A 16,326-nucleotide genomic window follows, 5' to 3' on the forward strand; every position below is an offset into this window, starting at 1 on the left:
CGCGCATCCGGCACGCGGCGACCGCGCGAGCCGCGCCGCGGAGCCGGGCGGCTTGATCAGCGGGCGGCGATGTGGTCGACGATGTGGGCGGCGTCGGCGCCGACCCCGGCGAACACCGAGGACGGTTCGGAGTGCAGCCACGGGAGGCCCACCGCGTACAGGCCGGGGTGCTCGGTGACGCCCCTGGTGTGGCGCGGGTAGCCCCACTCGTCGAAAACGGGCACGTCCACCCAGGAGAAGTCGAGGCGGAAGCCGGTCGCCCACAGGACGGTGCCGATCCCGGCGGCGTCGAGGTCGAGTTCGGTGGCGGTGTCCGGGACGCGGGTGCTCGCCGGCGGGCGGTCGTCGGGCGGCGCGTCGATCCCGGCCGCGGCGATATAGGCGTCGAAGAGGGGACGGAACTCCTCCTCGAACCTCGTCTCCGCGCGGGCCAGCCGCTCGGCGAGGTCGTCGCTGAACCGCACGGTCGCGCCGTCGGCGGACTCCAGGCGTCCGTAGAGGCGCATGCCGCGGCGCGCGAACTCCCGCAGGTCGATGTCGTGGCCGCCGTCCTTGCCCGAGACGTGCGGGTCGCAAGCGAACCGGGCGGCGGGCGAGGGCAGGTCCGCCACGGTCGGGAACGGCACCCCGACCTCCGCGCCGTGCAGGAACGCCTGGAGCAGCCAGTAGATGGAGTCGCGGCCCCGGTAGCGGCGGGGCACGGCGAAGCAGTCCGAGACGGCCAGGTGGACCTCCCGTCCGGCGTCGTGCAGTTCCTCCGCGATCTGCGTCCCGGACTGGCCCGTCCCGACCACGAGGACCCCGCCGTCCGGCAGCTGTCCGGGGCGCCGGTAGTCGGCGGAGTGCAGTTGCCTGACGTGGGGCGCGAGCCCCCTGGCGGCGGGCGGGGTCTTCGGACGCTGGTACGGGCCGGTCGCGAGCACGACGTTGCGCGCCGCAATCGCACCTGAGCCCGTATGCGCGACGAAACCGCCGTCCGCGGGCGCCAGCCGCTCGACGTCGACACCCAGGCGGACGGGGGCGTTGATCACGGCGGCGTACTCGGTCAGGTGCTCCACGACCTCGGCGCGCGGCATGAACCCGTCCGGATCGGGGCCCGCGTAGGGCATGCCGGGCAGCATGACGGTGAAGTTCGGCGCGACGAGGTGAAGGCTGTCCCAGCGGTCGTTCCAGCCGCCGCCGAGCCGGTCCCGCCGGTCGACCACCAGGTGCTCCACGCCCGCCTTCGTCAGCCAGTGGCTGGTGGCCAGCCCCGCCTGACCCGCGCCGATGACGAGTGTGTCTGTCTCTTCCATGACGGCTCCTCCCAAGACCGGGCCTCTACTGACGACGCTAGGCACGGGCGGCCGTCCGGCGCTTCGGGAGGAGGGTGCAAATCAGCCTGGGCGCTCGTGGGCAGATCTATGTAGGTCGTGCTCGTACGCGTACGCCGTGGCGGCCGCGCGGGAGGACAGGCCGAGCTTGCCGAGGATGTTGCTGACGTGGCGGGCCACCGTCTTCTCGCTGAGGAACAGGTCGGCGGCGATCGCGCGGTTCGTGCGCCCCGTCGCCACGAGCGCGAGGACCTCGGTCTCGCGGGCGGTCAGCACCCCCGCCGCGCGGCGGCCCGACAACGCCTCCACCCGGGCCGTGTCCGGCGCGGCGCCGAGCTGCCGGAAGATCCAGCGGGCGGCGTCCAGTTCCATCTCGGCGCCGTCCTCGTCCCCGAGCGCCCGGCAGGCCAGGCCGATCAGCACCCGGACCCGCGCGGACTCGTACGGCACGTCGAGCTCCCGCCAGCCGGCCCACGCCCGGCGCAGCTCCACGAGGGCCGCCCGGGCGTCGCGCTCCGCGAGCGCGACCGCGCCCCGCGCCTGGCCCGCCGTCGCGCGCAGCAGCGGCGCGCCGAGCTCGGCGGCGATGCCCGCCAGCTCGTCGGCGGCGCACCGGGCGGCCGGGACGTCGCCCACGGCGAGCATGATCTCCACGCACGCGGCGAGGACCCCGGCCCTCGACCCGGGGTCGGGCCGCTCGCCCGCGGCCCGGCGGATCGCCGCGGACGCCGCGTCCGTCCGCCCCTGGGCGAGCCGGAGCAGCGCGAAGCCCGGCTGCGGTTCACGGCCCCATCTGCTCGCCGTCCGGTAGAGCTCCTCGGCCTCCGCGTGCCTGCCGCGCAGCCGGTCCAGCTCCGCCCGCCGGTAGTAGGCGGCGCCGACCGCCGGGTCGCCGGTCCTGCGCCCGAAGACCTCGCACGCGCGCCGCAGCTCCTCGACCGCGTCCGGCCAGGCGCCGTGCAGCTGCATGATCTCCGCCCGGTGCACCAGGCACTGGCCGCGGAACGGCTCCAGGTCGGGCTGGGACTCGCACCAGCGGGTCAGCGCCCTCGTCCACTCCGTCGCGCGGCGGACGTCCAGGGTCTCCTCGCACGCCTCGATCACGCTGCAGTAGACGTTCCCCGCGACGATCGGCGACGCCTCCCCGGCCGTGACGGCGACCATCACCTCGTCGAGCAGCGCCACCCCCTCGGGGGCCCTCCCCTGGCGGATGAGGGCCCGTCCCCGGACCTGCCGGGCGAGGATCACGAGGTCGGGCTCGGCGCACCGCTCACCGGTGTCGGCGGCCCGCGCCGCCAGGGCCCCGCCGCCTTCCTCGTCCCCCTCCACGACCCGCTGCTGGGCCGCAGCCACCATCAGGTAGCCGCGTTCGGCGCCGTCGTGGCCGCCGTCGTCCAGCAGCCGCCCGGCCCGCGCGAGCCAGCCGCCGCCGAGGGCGGCGTCACCGCCGCTCAGCAGCTGGAAGGCCAGCCAGAACGCGCACCGCGCGGCCCGTGCGGTCTCGCCGCGCCCGGCGAGCGACCGGTGCGCCCGCTCCCAGAGCGCGGCGCTGTCGGCGTCCCTGCCGATCAGGTAGGCGGCCGTGGCGAACCGTTCGAGGTCCGCGGGTTCGAGGCCCGCCTCCTGGTCCGCCGCGGACAGGTGGGCGCACGCCTCCGCCCACCGCCCGCCGGCGAACGAACTCCGGCCCAGCTCAAGGGCGTCTCCGGTGGTCACACTTCCCACCTCACCACATGGGGCCCCGCCCGCCGCAGGTCAAGGTACGACGGATGCTCGTAGCGGGCTTCGCGGGTCGGGTGCCGCCTCCGAGCACGCGCGACGGGTCCGCCGTTCCCTGCGGCGGTCGCCGGGCTCGCTCACGGCGGGTCGATCGCCGGAGTCCGGTGCTGGGGCGGCACTGAATCGTTGAAGATGACGTGGGGCCGGTCATCGGCCTGGTTGAGCGCCCACAGGCCCACGGCGTCGGCGCAGACGAACAGGACGGCCATGAGAGTGGCGACGATCCGGCGGCGCCGGCGTTCCCGGCGCCGCCACTCGCGCCGGACCCGCTGGTAGGCGTCCGGCGCCGGGTGGACGCCGTCGGTGAGCGCGTCGAGGGCGGCGCGCAACTGATCTCCTGTAGGGGCGGGACCGCTTCTCATCGTCGCTCCTGCATGAGCTTGGTCAGAGTGGCCATGCCGCGGGCGGCGTGCGTTTTGACGGCGCCCTGCGAGATGCCCATCGAGGTGGCGATATCGCTTTCGCTCAGCCCCAGCCAGTATCGCAGGACCAGCGCCTCGCGCTGCCGCGCCGACAAGCGCTGCAGCGCCGTGACCAGCGCCCGCTGGTCTTCGTGCAGCAGGGCGGCGCTCTCGGCCGACTGCACCGCGTCCATCCCCCGGTCGATGTGCTTGCGGACGACCTGGAGGTGACGCAGCCGCATGCGGGTCAGGTTGCAGACCACCGATCGGAGGTAGGGCAGCGCGGCGTCCGGGGTGCGCAACCTGTTCCATCGGCGGTGCAACTGGCAGAACGCCTCGGAGACGATGTCCTCCGCGTCGTCGGCACCGAGCAGCACGGCCAGCCGCAGGAGCCCGGGATAGTGCAGGTCAAAAAGCCTCGTCAGCACGGCCTCGCGGTCCAAGGCGCGCATGTCGGCGTCGGTCTGCCCCGTGGCGGGCGCCTGCGCGGACGACACCGGCGGCGCCGCGCCGCGGGGCGGGGCGAGCGCGGCGACGTCCGGAGAAAGTTGCGGTGCGGGCACCGGGACGCCAGATCGCAGAGCACTCATGCAGTCGTCTCCAGTCCGGGCCGGGAGTCGGCCGACGATGTCAGGTCCGGGCCGCGCGGCACGCCCATCCAGTCGAGCAGCGGCGTCAGCACCGCGGCGGTCAGCAGGTTGAGCCCGAGGCCGACGACCGCGGCGTACGCCTGCACCTGCCACCCGCCCAGCCCCACGTGAATGACCGAGGTGAACCCGGCGCTGACCACCATGTGGGTCCCCGCGACCATGCCGACCGCCCACCCGCCGAGCAGCGCCACATGGTGCAGCCGCCGGGTGTACAGGCCGACGGCCACCGCCGGCAAGGTCTGCAGGATCCACACACCGCCCAGCAGTTGGAGGTTGATGGCGTCCTGGTCGCGCAGCCCGAGGACGAACACCACGGCTCCGGCCTTGGCCGCGACCGAGACCGTCTGCGCGATCCGCCGCTGGTGCTTGGGCGTGGCCGTCGGATGGAAGAACTCGACGTAGATGTTGCGGACGAACAGGGTCGCCACCGCGATCGACATCACCGCCGCCGGAACGAGCACGCCGACGGCCAGGGCGCCGAAGACCAGCCCGGTCAGCACCGCCGGCGTCACCTCCTCGACCAGCAGCGGCACCGCGATCTCGGCGCTGCCCCGCGGTGCGGCGATCCCGGTGGCCAGGGCCGCGACGCCCAGCACCGCGAACAGGCCGAGCACCGCCGTCCAGGCGGGAAGCGCGATCGACGTGCGGCGCAGTACGTCCGGTCCGGTGGCGGCGAAGGCCGCGGTCAGCACGTGCGGGTACATCAGCAGCGCCATCGCCGACCCGAGCGCGAGGGTGGCGTAGCTGGAGTACATCTGCGGCTCCAGGACCAGCGACGCCCCGGCGTTCCCACCGGCCGACAGGCGGTGCTCAGCACCGGTGAACATCGGTCCGGGCCCGCCGAGGCGGCCCATGACCAGCACGACCACGGCCACCACCGAGCCGATGATCGCCGTCCCCTTGACCAGCGAGATCACCGCGGGGGCGCGCAGCCCGTGCCGGCAGGTCGCCATCGCCAGGACGGCGGACACAGCGATCAGTGCGAGATCGCCCGCGGCCCCGCGCGGGTAGAGCCCGCCCGCGGCCAGGACGGCGCGGATGCCCAGGAGCTGCAGTGCGAGGTACGGCATCGTGGCCAGCACACCGGTGACGGCCACGACCAGCGCCAGCGCCGGGGAGCCGTACCGACCGCGGACGAAGTCGGCCACCGTGACGTACCCGTGCGGCCGCGCCGCGGCCCACAGGCGGGGCAGCAGCACGAAGGCGATCGGGTACACGATCACGGTGTAGGCCAGGGCGAAGAACGCCAGCGCCCCGATGCCGTACACCAGGCCCGGGACGGCGGCGAAGGTGTAGGCGGTGTAGATCGTGCCGCCGAGCAGGAACCACATCGCGGGCGCGCCGATCCGCCGGTCGGCGAGCGCCCAGCTCTCCAGGGTGGGCAGCTCGGGGGCGGGGTGGAACCGGCGGGCCGCGACCGCGGCCAGCGACGTCCCGCCGACCACGGCGGCGAAGGCCACCACGCTCACCGGCTCGATCATCCGTCACCACCGCATCCGTCCTGCATTGCCTCTGTGTTGCGCAGGTTACGTGCATGGTTGACACGGTCCGGCGGCAAATTCGCTGGAATTCGATGTCAACCGGATCGCGAGCGTCGGCAACTCTGCCACGAAGCCGTGAAACCGGAGGCGTGATGCCGAAGCCGATCCGACCGGCGCGACGTGTCGCCGCCGGAGTCTGCCTGGCCCTGCCCGTCGTGGCGCTGCTGTGCGTGCCGTGGTACGCCCGCTCGACGCCGCGCCTGGCCGGGGTGGCGTTCTTCTACTGGTACCAGTTCGCCTGGATCCCCGGCGTCGTCGTCTGCATGCTGGTCGCGTACCTGCTGCTCCACGGGCACCGGGACCGCCCGCCCAGCCGATGACGACCGGCGGGAGGGCCTGTGCAGGCTTCCCCACCACGCCCCCGGCCGAACGCCTGACCGCGACGCCTTCGCGGTCCAGGCCGTCCCATCCCTCAGCTCGCGAGGAGATCACCCATGCCGAGAAACGATGCCCACCCGCCGCGGGACCCGCGGCCGTCGCCGTCCCCGGACGGCCGCGCGGACCGCTCGGATCGGAGCCCGTGGAACTGGCTGCTGATCATCCCTGTGGCGATCCCGCTGCTCACCCTGCTCTACAACAGCGACAAGCCCCGCCTGGCGGGCTTTCCCGCCTTCTACTGGATCCAGCTGGCCTTCATCCCGCTGGGCGTGGCCTGCACCGTCCTGGTGTACCAGATGACCAAGAAGCGGGGCTGAGCCGATGGCACGCGACCACCTCACCGAGATCATCATCTTCGCGGCCCTGTTCCTGCTGGTCAGCGGAATGGGCTTCGTCGCCGCCCGATGGCGGCGACCCGACACCATGCACAGCCTGGACGAGTGGGGCCTGGGCGGCCGCAGCTTCGGAAGCTGGATCACCTGGTTCCTGATCGGCGGCGACCTCTACACCGCCTACACGTTCGTGGCCGTCCCGGCCCTGGTGTTCGGCGCGGGCGCGGCCGGCTTCTTCGCCGTCCCGTACACGATCGTGGTGTACCCGCTGGTGTTCCTGGTCCTGATCAAGCTCTGGTCGGTCTCGCACGTGCACGGCTTCGTGACGCCGGCCGACTTCGTCCGGGCCCGGTTCGGCTCCCCGACACTGGCGCTCGTCGTCGCGATCACCGGCATCGTCGCCACGATGCCCTACATCGCGCTGCAGCTGGTCGGCATCGAGGCGGTGCTGAAGGCGATGGGCGTGAACGGGCACTGGCCGATCATCATCGCGTTCGTGATCCTCGCCGCCTACACCTACCAGTCCGGGCTGCGCGCGCCCGCGCTGATCGCCTTCGTCAAGGACGTGCTGATCTACCTGGTCATCATCGTCGCGGTGCTGTACATCCCGGCCAAACTCGGCGGCTGGGGCGACATCTTCGACGCCGCCAAGACCAAGTTCGACAAGACCCCCGCCCCCGGCGACGGCATCACCATCGCCGGAAGCGGCCAGCTCAACTACGCGATGCTCGCACTCGGCTCGGCGATGGCGCTGTTCCTCTACCCCCACAGCATCACCGGCGTGCTGGCCAGCCGCAGCCGAAACGTCATCAAGCGCAACATGGCCGCCCTGCCCGCCTACAGCTTCGTCCTCGGCCTGATCGCACTGCTCGGCTACATGGCCATCGCCGCGGGCGTCAAACCGGTCAGCACCGACGGCAAACCCGACACCAACACCGTGGTCCCGCTGCTGTTCGACCACATGTTCCCCGACTGGTTCGCCGGCGTGGCCTTCGCCGCCGTCGGCATCGGCGCGCTGGTCCCCGCCGCGATCATGTCGATCGCCGCCGCGAACCTGTTCACCCGCAACATCTACAAGGAGTACATCAACCGCGACGCCACCGCCAAGCAGGAGGCCACGGTCAGCAAGCTGGTCTCGCTGATCGTCAAGGCCGGCGCCGTGGTGTGCATCCTCGCGCTCGACCCGCAGTTCTCCATCGACCTGCAGCTCATCGGCGGCGTCATCATCCTGCAGACCCTCCCGGCCGTCGGGCTCGGCCTGCTCACCCGCTGGTTCCACCGCGGCGCCCTCATCGCCGGCTGGGCCGCCGGCATGACCGCCGGCCTGTGGATGCTCTACCAGATCCCCAACCCCGCCAAGGGCAAGGAGCACTTCGGCGGCTCGGCCTACCCCCTCAGCGACCTCGGCCTCGACACCAAGATGGCGATCTACACCGGCATGCTCGCACTCGCCGTCAACGTCATCGTCGCGGTCGCCGGCACCCTGATCTGCCGCGCCGCCAAACTCGCCGACGGCGAGGACGCCACCCGCGCCGCCGACTACCTCGCCGACGAAGGCGACCCGAGGGTCAAGGACCTCGAACTGTCCGCCTCCACCTGACCCCTCCACCCCCGGCAGCCCGTGGCGGACGCACCAAGCGTCCGCCACGGGCCGCTACCCCGCACGGGGCGTCCAGGAGGTCAAGGTGAGGTGGTCGGTTATGTGGGCGGCGTCGGCGGCGATGCCCAGGAAGAGGGAGGACGGTTCGGAGTGCAGCCACGGGAGGCCCACGGCGTAGAGGCCGGGGTGCTCGGTGACGCCTCTGGTGTGGCGCGGGTAGCCCCACTCGTCGAAGACGGGGACGTCCACCCAGGAGAAGTCAAGGCGGAAGCCGGTCGCCCACAGGACGGTGCCGATGCCGGCGGCGTCGAGGTCGAGCTCGGTGGCGGTGGGCGGGACGAAGGTGCCGGCGGGCGGGCGGTCGTCGGGGGGCGCGTCGAGGCCGGCGGCGGTGATGTAGGCGTCGATGAGCGGACGGCCCTTCTCCTCGAACCCGGTCTCGGCGCGGGCCAGCCGCTCGTTCAGGTCGTCGCTGAACCGCACGGTCGTGCCGTCGGCGGACTCCAGGCGTCCGTAGAGGCGCATGCCGCGGCGCGCGAACTCCCGCAGGTCGATGTCGTGGCCGCCGTCCTTACCCGAGACGTGCGCGTTGCAGGAGAAGCGGGCGGCGGGCGAGGGCAGGTCCGCCGCGGTCGGGAACGGCACGCCGACCTCGGCGCCGTGCAGGAACACCTGCGTCAGCCACCAGTGGGAGTCGTGGCCCCGGTAGCGGCGGGGCACGGCGGAGCATTCCGAGACGGCCAGGTGGACCTCGCGCCCGGCGTCGTGCAGTTCCTCCGCGATCTGGGCGCCGGACTGGCCCGTCCCGACCACCAGGACGGCGCCGTCCGCGACTTGTTGCGGGCGCCGATAGTCGGCGGAGTGCAGTTGCCGGACGTGGGCCGGGATCTGCCGGGACAGGGGCGGGGTCTTCGGACGCTGGTACGGGCCGGTCGCGAGCACGACGTTGCGGGCCGCGATCGCGCCTGAGCCCGTATGCGCGACGAAACCGCCGTCCGCGGGCTCCAGCCGCTCGACGTCGACACCCAGGCGGAGGGGCGCGTCGATCACGGAGGCGTACTCCGCGAGATGCTCCACGACCTCGGCGCGCGGCATGAACCCGTCCGGGTCGGGGCCCGCGTAGGGCATGCCGGGCAGCATGACGGTGAAGTTCGGCGCGACGAGGTGGAGGCTGTCCCAGCGGTCGTTCCAGCCGCCGCCGAGGCGGTCCCGCCGGTCGACTACGAGGTGTTCGACGCCCGCCTTCGACAACCAGTAGCTGGTGGACAGGCCCGCCTGCCCGGCACCGATGACGAGCGTGTCAATCTTCTCCAACGCTGCTCCTCCCGAGGCGGACACTCTACGGCCACCGGCGGGAACGCGCCGAGGTCCGCCCTGCCGGATGAGCCGCGTGCGGGCGGCGGATCTGACGGGGCCCTGAGCGCGGTGAGCATCGCGTCACCCGAAGTTATCTACTTTCCGTAGTCGCCCCATGGCAATATGCGTTCGACCCCGCGGCGCACTCACCGAAGCCAGGAGCTCCCATGTTCAGGCCCCCATACGTCCTCGGACAGCCGACCCGGACGGTCACGCCGCTGACCATGATCACACTCGTCCTCGCGTTGACGGTCCCGACGGCCTCGGCCGCTTCCCGGGGATCCGCGGCTCCGGTGGCGTCTCGCACGGACGGGGCCCTCGTGCAGGGCTGGTTCCACAACGAGACCACGTATTCGCTCACCCTCAAGGCCGAGCACCTCGACTTCGGGGACACCTGGAACCCTCGGCCGCCCGACCACATCGCCCCGCGCAGCATGGTCACCTGGATTTCCAGGCCGGGCGTCCAGGGCGACAACGGCGGATACGTGACCTACACCGTCGACCGCACCGGCGGCCAGGGATACGCCTACATGAGCTGGTACCACCCCTACGGAGGCTCCGCCGCGCACACCGTCAGGACCGGTGGCCTGTTCACCATCGAGCTCCGTCACTTCGGCGCAGACGACACCTTCTACTTCCGCTGCCAGATCCCCACCTGCTGACACGAACCGGCTCCGTCCCACCGGGCCGGCATCGGGGTCGGCCGTGGTGGCCGCCACCGCGACGCTCCTCCAGCGGCCGTCAGCGGACGCGGGTTCAGCGGGCGGCGGTTTTCGGGCGAGGGTTGAGGGCGGTGAGGAGGGCGCCGCCGAGGCCCTTGGCGGAGGCGGCCAGGAAGGTCGTCCAGTCGAAGTAGTCGCGCCACAGCGTGATGCGGTCGTCGTGGACCTCGAAGGTGCCGCAGACCCAGAACTCGGCGCGCCAGGAGCCCCTCTCCAGGACGTCGGTGCGCTCGGTGAGGACGACGGGGCCGTTCGCGGCGATGTTGTGGACGCGGGCCTCGAAGCCGGTGCCGTAGCGGGTCATGGCGCGCAGGGTCTTCTCGACCGCGTGGCTGCCGCGCGCGGGCGGGAGCGGGACGTTCTGGTAGACCATGCCCGGGGCGGCATGGGTCATGGCGCGGTCGACGTCGAGGTCCTCCAGTGCGGACAGGAAGTCGGTGACGATCTCGATCTCGGTCATGGCGCGTCCCTCCGAAGGTCGGTGGAACCACCGTAATGCGGGAGAATCCTGGGATGCAGTTCGGCGTTCTGGGACCCGTCGAGGTCCGGGCCGGCGAGGCCGCCGTGCCGGTGGGCGGGCCGCTGGTGCGGGCGTTGCTGGCGATGCTCCTCCTCGACGCGGGGCGGATCGTCCCGACCGAGCGGCTCATCGACGGCCTGTACGGGGAGGACCCGCCGAGCGGGGCGGCCAACGCCCTGCAGTCGCAGGTGTCGCGACTCCGGCGGGGGCTGGGCGACGCGGCGCTGGTCGAGGGGACGGCCGCCGGGTACCGGATCGCCGTGCGGCGCGAGGACGTCGACGTCCACCGGTTCCAGCGGCTCGTGGCCGACGCGAAGGCGGCCGGGCGGCACGAGGCGGCCGGGCTGCTCCGGGAGGCGCTCGGCCTGTGGCGGGGGCCCGCGCTGGCCGACGTGTCCGCGCCGTTCGCGGCCGGGCAGGCGGCGCGGCTGGAGGAGGAGCGGGCCTCGGCCGTCGAGGAGTACGGCGAGGCGATGCTCGCCGAGGACCCCGGCGCGGTCGTCCCGGTGCTGCGCGACCTGGTCGACGCGCAGCCGCTGCGGGAGCGGGCGCGGGCGCTGCTCATGCGGGCGCTGCACCGCAGCGGGCGGCAGGCGGAGGCGCTCGCGGTGTTCGAGGACGGCCGGACGGTGCTGGCCGAGGAGCTCGGCGCCGACCCGTCGCGGGAGCTGGCGGACGTCCACCTGGCGATCCTGCGCGGGGAGGCTCCGGCGGCCGTCCGGCCGAACCTGCCGGCGCAGCTCACGAGCTTCATCGGGCGGGAGGAGGAGCTGCGCCGCGTCGGGAGGATGCTCGCGGACGGGCGGCTCGTCACCCTGCTCGGGCCGGGCGGCGCGGGCAAGACGCGGCTGGCGATCGAGGCGGCGGGGCGGTACGGCGGCGAGGCGTGCTTCGCCGACCTCGCGCCCGTCTCCGGGGGCGAGGTGGCGAACGCGGTGCTCGCGGCGCTCGGGCTGCGCGAGGGCGGGATGCGGCCGATGCCCGGCGAGCAGCCGCCGGACGCGGTGGAGCGGCTGGTCACGGCGCTGGAGGGGCGGCGGGTCCTGCTCGTCCTGGACAACTGCGAGCACGTCGTCGCGCCCGTCGCGGAGCTGACGCACCGGCTGCTGAGCGCGTGCCCGGAGCTGCGGGTGCTGGCGACCAGCCGGGAGGCCCTCGCGATCACGGGTGAGGCGTTGCGGCCGTTGCCGCCGCTGGAGGTCCCGCCCGCGGACGCGCGCCCGGAGGAGCTGCCCGGCTATCCGGCCGTGCGGCTGTTCCTGGACCGGGCCGAAGCGGTGCGGCCGGGTTTCGCGGTGGACGGGGGCAACGCCGGGGCCGTCCTCGCGATCTGCCGGGCGCTGGACGGGCTGCCGCTCGCGATCGAGCTCGCGGCGGCGCGGCTCAGGTCGCTGCCGGTGGCGGAGGTCGCGACGCGGCTGGACGACCGGTTCCGGCTGCTGTCGCGCGGCAACCGGACGGCGCCGCCGCGCCACCAGACGCTCCGGGCGGTCGTGGAGTGGAGCTGGGACCTGCTGGACGAGGCGGAGCAGACCCTCGCGCGGCGGCTGACGGTGTTCGCCGGGGCGTTCACGCTGGAGGCGGCGATGGGCGTGTGCGGCCTGGACGACGCCGACGACCTGCTGGTGGAACTGGCCGACAAGTCGCTGGTGCAGAGCGACGGGTCCCGGTACCGGATGCTCGACACCGTGCGGGCGTTCTGCGCCGAGCGGCTCGCCGCGGCCGGTGAGGCGGAACGCTTCGAACGGGCCCACGCCGAGTACTTCGCCGACCTCGCCCGCCGCGCGGAGCCCCACCTGCGGGGCGCCGGCCAGCTGGAGTGGCTGGGGCTGCTGGCCGCCGACCACGGGAACCTGCACGCGGCGCTGCGGCGGTGCACGCGCGCCGACCCGGCACTGGCGCTCCGGCTCATGGCGCCGCTGTCGTGGTACTGGTGGCTGCGGGGACGCGTCGAGGGCGCGCCGCTGGCGTCGGAGCTGCTGGACGTGGTCGGCACCGATCCGCCGGAGGGGCTCGACGAGGAGTACGTCCTGTGCGTCACGAACGCGGTGTCGGGCGGCGCCACGGGCGAGCGCGCGGTGGCGTGGCTCGACCGGGCCGCGGAGCTGCTGCGCGGCATCGACCGCCCGGTGCGCTACCCGGCGGTCATCGTGCTGTGGGCGCTGACCGCGGGCCCCGGACGCACCGACTACGACCTCTTCCTGCGGCAGGTCGGGGACGACCCGTGGACGCGCGCGCTGCTGCGGATGAGCGACGGGTTCCTCGCGCAGTTCAGCGGCGACCTGGCCGAGGTGGAGAGCGCGTGCGAGGAGGCGGTGCGCGGGTTCCGGGCCTGCGGTGACCGCTGGGGCACCGCCAACTCGCTCGACCCGCTCGCCCAGCTCGCCGACCGGCGCGGCGACCGGGAGCGGGCCCTCGCGCTGCTGGACGAGGCGCTGGAGCTGGTCGGCGAGCTCGGCGCGCTGGAGGACACCGCCGACCTGCTCTACCAGCGCGCCGCCGTCCACGTCCACGCCGGCGACCTGGACGCGGCGCGGGCGGACTACGAGCGCGGCGTCGAGCTGGCCCGCCGGGCCGGCACACCCGACAAGATCGCCGGGGGGTGCAAGGGGCTCGGCGACGTCGCGCGGCTGCGCGGGGACGCCGCCGAGGCGCGCCGGATGTACGAGGCGGCGGTGACCGGCTACTCGTCCGAGCGCTTCATCGCCGCCGGCGTGCGGGGCGCGGCGCTGGTCGGCCTCGGATGGCTCGCGGCGGACGAGGGCGACGCCGCACGGGCCGGGGCCCTGCTGCGCGAGGCGGTCGACATGTCGTTCGACCACCCGATCTTCGGCTACCAGGCGGACGCGGCGGTCGCCCTGGCGGGCCTGGCCGCGCGGGACGGGGACGGGGAGCGCGCGGCGCTGCTCCTCGGCGCGGCCATGGCGCTGCGGGGCGTCGAGGCGGCGGGCGACCCCGACACCGAGCGCGTCACGTCGCAGGCCCGGGCCCTCCTCGGCGACGCCTACGAGGCGGCCCACGCCCGGGGGGCCGCCCTCCCCCGCGAGAAGGCCCTCGCCCTGCTCACCGCCGGCTGACCGGCCGGCGCCGGCGCCGTCAGCGGACGGTGCGCGGACGGTCAGCGCGGCCCGCGAACCTCACGGGCATGAACTCCTCAGCCCGCAAGTGGGGCACCTTCGCGATCTGCCTCCTCGTCGCGCTCGTGCCGAACATCGACCTGACCGCGCTGAACCAGGCCGTCCCGCACCTGTCGGCGGACCTGCACCCCTCGGCCACGCAGATCCTCTGGATCGCCGACGCCTACGGGTTCGCGCTCGCCGGCCTGCTGATCACCATGGGCGGCGTCGGCGACCGCATCGGCCACAAGAGGCTGCTGCTGATCGGGACCGCGGTGTTCGCCGCCGCGTCCGCCGTGACCGCCTACGCGCCGAGCGCCGAACTGCTGATCGCGGCCCGCGCGCTGCTCGGGGTCGCCGGGGCGACGCTCATGCCGTCCTGCCTGTCGCTGCTGCGGCGCGCGTTCACCGAGCCGAAGGAGCGGACGATGGCGGTCGGCGCGTTCAGCGGCGTCGCCGGGCTCGCGGTCGGGCTCGGCCCCGTCATCGGCGGCGCCCTGCTCGACCACTTCTGGTGGGGCTCCGTCTTCATGATCAACGTGCCGCTGATGGCGGTGGCGTTCGTCGCCGGCGCGGCCGTGCTGCCCGAGTCGCGCAACCCCGTGCCCGGCCGCCTCGACCTGCTCAGCGTGCCGCTGTCGGTGCTCGGCGTCCTCGGCCTCGTCTACGCGATCAAGGAGGCCGCCGCGCACGGCGTGGACGAGCTCCAGGTCCCGGTCGCGGCGCTGGTCGGCGCCGTCTCGCTCGCCGCGTTCCTCGTCCGGCAGACCCGCGCGGCCGAGCCGCTGATCGACGTCCGGCTGTTCCGCCGCGCCGCGTTCACCGGCTCCATCGGCACCAACATGTTCGCGATGTTCGCCCTGGTCGCCCAGTCGCTGATCTTCTCGCTGTTCTTCCAGCTCGCGCTCGGCTGGTCGCCGCTGAAGGCGGGCCTGGCGGGCCTGCCCGGCGCCGCCGGCGCCATGATCGGCGGCGCCGCGCTCGCCCCGCCGCTCATCGGCGCGCTCGGCCGCGCCCGCGTCGTCGCGCTGGGCATGCTGGTCTCGGCCGGCGGCTTCGCCCTCTTCACGACGATCGGCCTGCACACCTCCTACTGGGCGATGGTCCCCGCGATGCTGCTGTCCGGCATCGGGATGGGGCTCGGGCTGACGGTCACCGCCGACACCGTCCTCGCATCGGTCCCGAAGGACCGCTCCGGCGCCGCGTCCGCGATCTCCGAGACGGCCACCGAACTCGGCGGCGCGCTCGGCATGGCCGTCCTCGGCAGCGTCCTGAACGCGGTGTACCGGAACGTCCTGGACCTGCCCGCCGGCGTCCCCGCCCCGGCCGCCTCCGCCGCCCGCGACTCCCTCGGCGCCGCGCTACAGACCGCCGCGAACCTGCCCGGCACGCTCGCCGCCGAGGTCTCCGCCGCCGCCCGCGACGCCTTCGTGGACGGCATGCACGCCGCCCTCACCTGCAGCGCCGGCTTCGCCGTCCTGGTCGCGGCCTTCGCCCTGATCACCCTCCGGAACGTCCCCAAGGTAATCCCCGAAACCGAGGAGCCCGAGCTCGTCTCGGCCCGCTGACCTCCCTGGTCCCGCCCGGACGACGGGCGGGATCACGGTGTGCCCGGAGGATCCCGGCCGTTCCCCCGGACCGAAAAATGTGATATCACTTTGCTATGTCGTTGATTCGGGAGAGGGAGGAACGGATGGGGGACGCGGCGGCGGGGGTGGAGATGCCACGGCCGAAGACCAGTGAGCGGGCGGCGGCGGACCGGAGCGGGTGGGGGATGCTCGGGGGTGCGCTGCTGCTGGTCCTGGCGGGGGCGGCGGCGGTGGTCGCCGGGGTGCTTGTCGGCGGGGCCGCCGCCTTCTCGGTGGGGGTCGTGATCGGATCGCTGCTGGGGGTGGCCGGGCTGGTCGTCTCGGCGGGGCTGACGCCGGTGGCGCCGGGCGAGGCGCGGGTGCTGCAACTGCTCGGGCGGTACAAGGGGACGGTCCGCACCGACGGGCTGCGGTGGGTGAACCCGCTGACGGAGCGGCGCAAGGTGTCGACACGGATCCGCAACCACGAGACCGGGCTCGCGAAGGTCAACGACCTGGACGGGAACCCGATCGAGATCTCGGCCGTGGTGGTGTGGCAGGTGGCCGACACCGCGCGGGCCGTGTTCGAGGTGGACGACTTCGTGGAGTTCGTGGCGTTCCAGACCGAGGCCGCCGTCCGGCACATCGCGGGCAGCTTCCCCTATGACGCCCACGACCGGACCTCGCTGCGCGACAATGCCGACGAGATCACCGGGCAGCTGTCGGAGGAGCTGGCGCAGCGGGTCGCGTCCGCCGGCGTGAAGATCATCGAGTCGCGGATCACCCGGCTGGCGTACGCGCCGGAGATCGCGCAGGCGATGCTGCGCCGGCAGCAGGCGGGCGCGGTGGTGGCGGCGCGGCAGCGGATCGTGGAGGGCGCGGTCGGCATGGTGCAGCTCGCGCTCGACCGGCTGGACGAGGAGAACGTGGTCGACCTGGACGAGGAGCGCAAGGCGGCGATGGTCAGCAACCTGCTGGTGGTGCTGTGCGCCGACCGGGACGCCCAGCCGGTGGTCAACACCGGCTCGCTCTACCAGTGACCGCGGCGAC

General features: G+C 73.7%; 14 protein-coding genes. 7 read left to right on the forward strand and 7 right to left on the reverse strand.

The window, feature by feature from the left end; all coding sequences use genetic code 11:
* Positions 1–56: 56 nt before the first annotated feature.
* From K4S16_RS36105 to K4S16_RS36125, 5 genes are all read right to left on the reverse strand, one after another.
* Positions 57–1,295 carry an NAD(P)/FAD-dependent oxidoreductase gene (locus K4S16_RS36105; protein ID WP_149263577.1) on the reverse strand — a complete coding sequence of 413 codons (1,239 nt, stop codon included), beginning with the start codon at positions 1,293–1,295 and terminating at the stop codon, positions 57–59.
* Positions 1,296–1,376: 81 nt separating this feature from the next.
* Positions 1,377–3,029: a LuxR family transcriptional regulator gene (locus tag K4S16_RS36110; protein WP_149263578.1), complete on the reverse strand. Its 1,653-nt coding sequence runs from the start codon at positions 3,027–3,029 to the stop codon at positions 1,377–1,379.
* A gap of 140 nt (positions 3,030–3,169) precedes the next feature.
* Positions 3,170–3,454: a hypothetical protein gene (locus K4S16_RS36115; RefSeq protein WP_149263579.1), complete on the reverse strand. Its 285-nt coding sequence runs from the start codon at positions 3,452–3,454 to the stop codon at positions 3,170–3,172.
* The gene (locus K4S16_RS36120; protein WP_149263580.1) at positions 3,451–4,083 is read right to left on the reverse strand and encodes an RNA polymerase sigma factor; all 633 of its coding nucleotides are present in this window, start codon (positions 4,081–4,083) and stop codon (positions 3,451–3,453) included. Before K4S16_RS36120 ends, K4S16_RS36115 begins: the two co-directional genes overlap by 4 nt.
* Positions 4,080–5,624 carry a sodium:solute symporter gene (locus K4S16_RS36125; RefSeq protein WP_149263581.1) on the reverse strand — a complete coding sequence of 515 codons (1,545 nt, stop codon included), beginning with the start codon at positions 5,622–5,624 and terminating at the stop codon, positions 4,080–4,082. Before K4S16_RS36125 ends, K4S16_RS36120 begins: the two co-directional genes overlap by 4 nt.
* 152 nt (positions 5,625–5,776) lie before the next feature.
* Between K4S16_RS36125 and K4S16_RS36130 the strand changes: the two genes are divergently transcribed.
* From K4S16_RS36130 to mctP, 3 genes are all read left to right on the forward strand, one after another.
* Complete coding sequence (locus K4S16_RS36130) at positions 5,777–6,004, forward strand: DUF3311 domain-containing protein (RefSeq protein WP_149263582.1); 228 nt, start codon at positions 5,777–5,779, stop codon at positions 6,002–6,004.
* Between the two features lie 114 nt (positions 6,005–6,118).
* Positions 6,119–6,379, forward strand: a complete 261-nt coding sequence (locus K4S16_RS36135) for a DUF3311 domain-containing protein (protein ID WP_149263583.1) — start codon at positions 6,119–6,121, stop codon at positions 6,377–6,379.
* A 4-nt stretch (positions 6,380–6,383) separates the two neighbouring features.
* Positions 6,384–7,994: a monocarboxylate uptake permease MctP gene (mctP, locus tag K4S16_RS36140; protein ID WP_149263584.1), complete on the forward strand. Its 1,611-nt coding sequence runs from the start codon at positions 6,384–6,386 to the stop codon at positions 7,992–7,994.
* Between the two features lie 54 nt (positions 7,995–8,048).
* Here mctP and K4S16_RS36145 read toward each other — a convergent pair whose 3' ends face one another.
* On the reverse strand, positions 8,049–9,308 hold the full coding sequence (locus K4S16_RS36145) for an NAD(P)/FAD-dependent oxidoreductase (protein WP_149263585.1): 1,260 nt from the start codon (positions 9,306–9,308) through the stop codon (positions 8,049–8,051).
* A 209-nt stretch (positions 9,309–9,517) separates the two neighbouring features.
* Between K4S16_RS36145 and K4S16_RS36150 the strand changes: the two genes are divergently transcribed.
* Positions 9,518–10,012 (forward strand): hypothetical protein, encoded by a 495-nt coding sequence (locus K4S16_RS36150; protein WP_149263586.1) that lies wholly within the window; start codon positions 9,518–9,520, stop codon positions 10,010–10,012.
* A 94-nt stretch (positions 10,013–10,106) separates the two neighbouring features.
* On the opposite strand, the gene K4S16_RS36155 is transcribed toward K4S16_RS36150, so the two are convergent.
* Positions 10,107–10,532: a limonene-1,2-epoxide hydrolase family protein gene (locus K4S16_RS36155; protein ID WP_200842316.1), complete on the reverse strand. Its 426-nt coding sequence runs from the start codon at positions 10,530–10,532 to the stop codon at positions 10,107–10,109.
* Between the two features lie 53 nt (positions 10,533–10,585).
* Here K4S16_RS36155 and K4S16_RS36160 point away from each other — a divergent pair, with 53 nt between their 5' ends.
* The 3 genes from K4S16_RS36160 (at position 10,586) to K4S16_RS36170 (ending at position 16,316) form a co-directional block, all read left to right on the forward strand.
* A complete protein-coding gene (locus K4S16_RS36160; RefSeq protein WP_200842317.1) occupies positions 10,586–13,669 on the forward strand; it encodes a BTAD domain-containing putative transcriptional regulator in 3,084 nt (1,027 codons plus the stop codon).
* A gap of 68 nt (positions 13,670–13,737) precedes the next feature.
* A complete protein-coding gene (locus tag K4S16_RS36165) occupies positions 13,738–15,276 on the forward strand; it encodes an MFS transporter (protein ID WP_149263588.1) in 1,539 nt (512 codons plus the stop codon).
* Between the two features lie 125 nt (positions 15,277–15,401).
* Positions 15,402–16,316, forward strand: a complete 915-nt coding sequence (locus tag K4S16_RS36170) for an SPFH domain-containing protein (RefSeq protein ID WP_149263589.1) — start codon at positions 15,402–15,404, stop codon at positions 16,314–16,316.
* Positions 16,317–16,326 lie beyond the last annotated feature (10 nt).

This window comes from Actinomadura sp. K4S16, from assembly GCF_008327685.1.
In the GTDB taxonomy this organism is placed as follows: Bacteria; Actinomycetota; Actinomycetes; order Streptosporangiales; family Streptosporangiaceae; genus Spirillospora.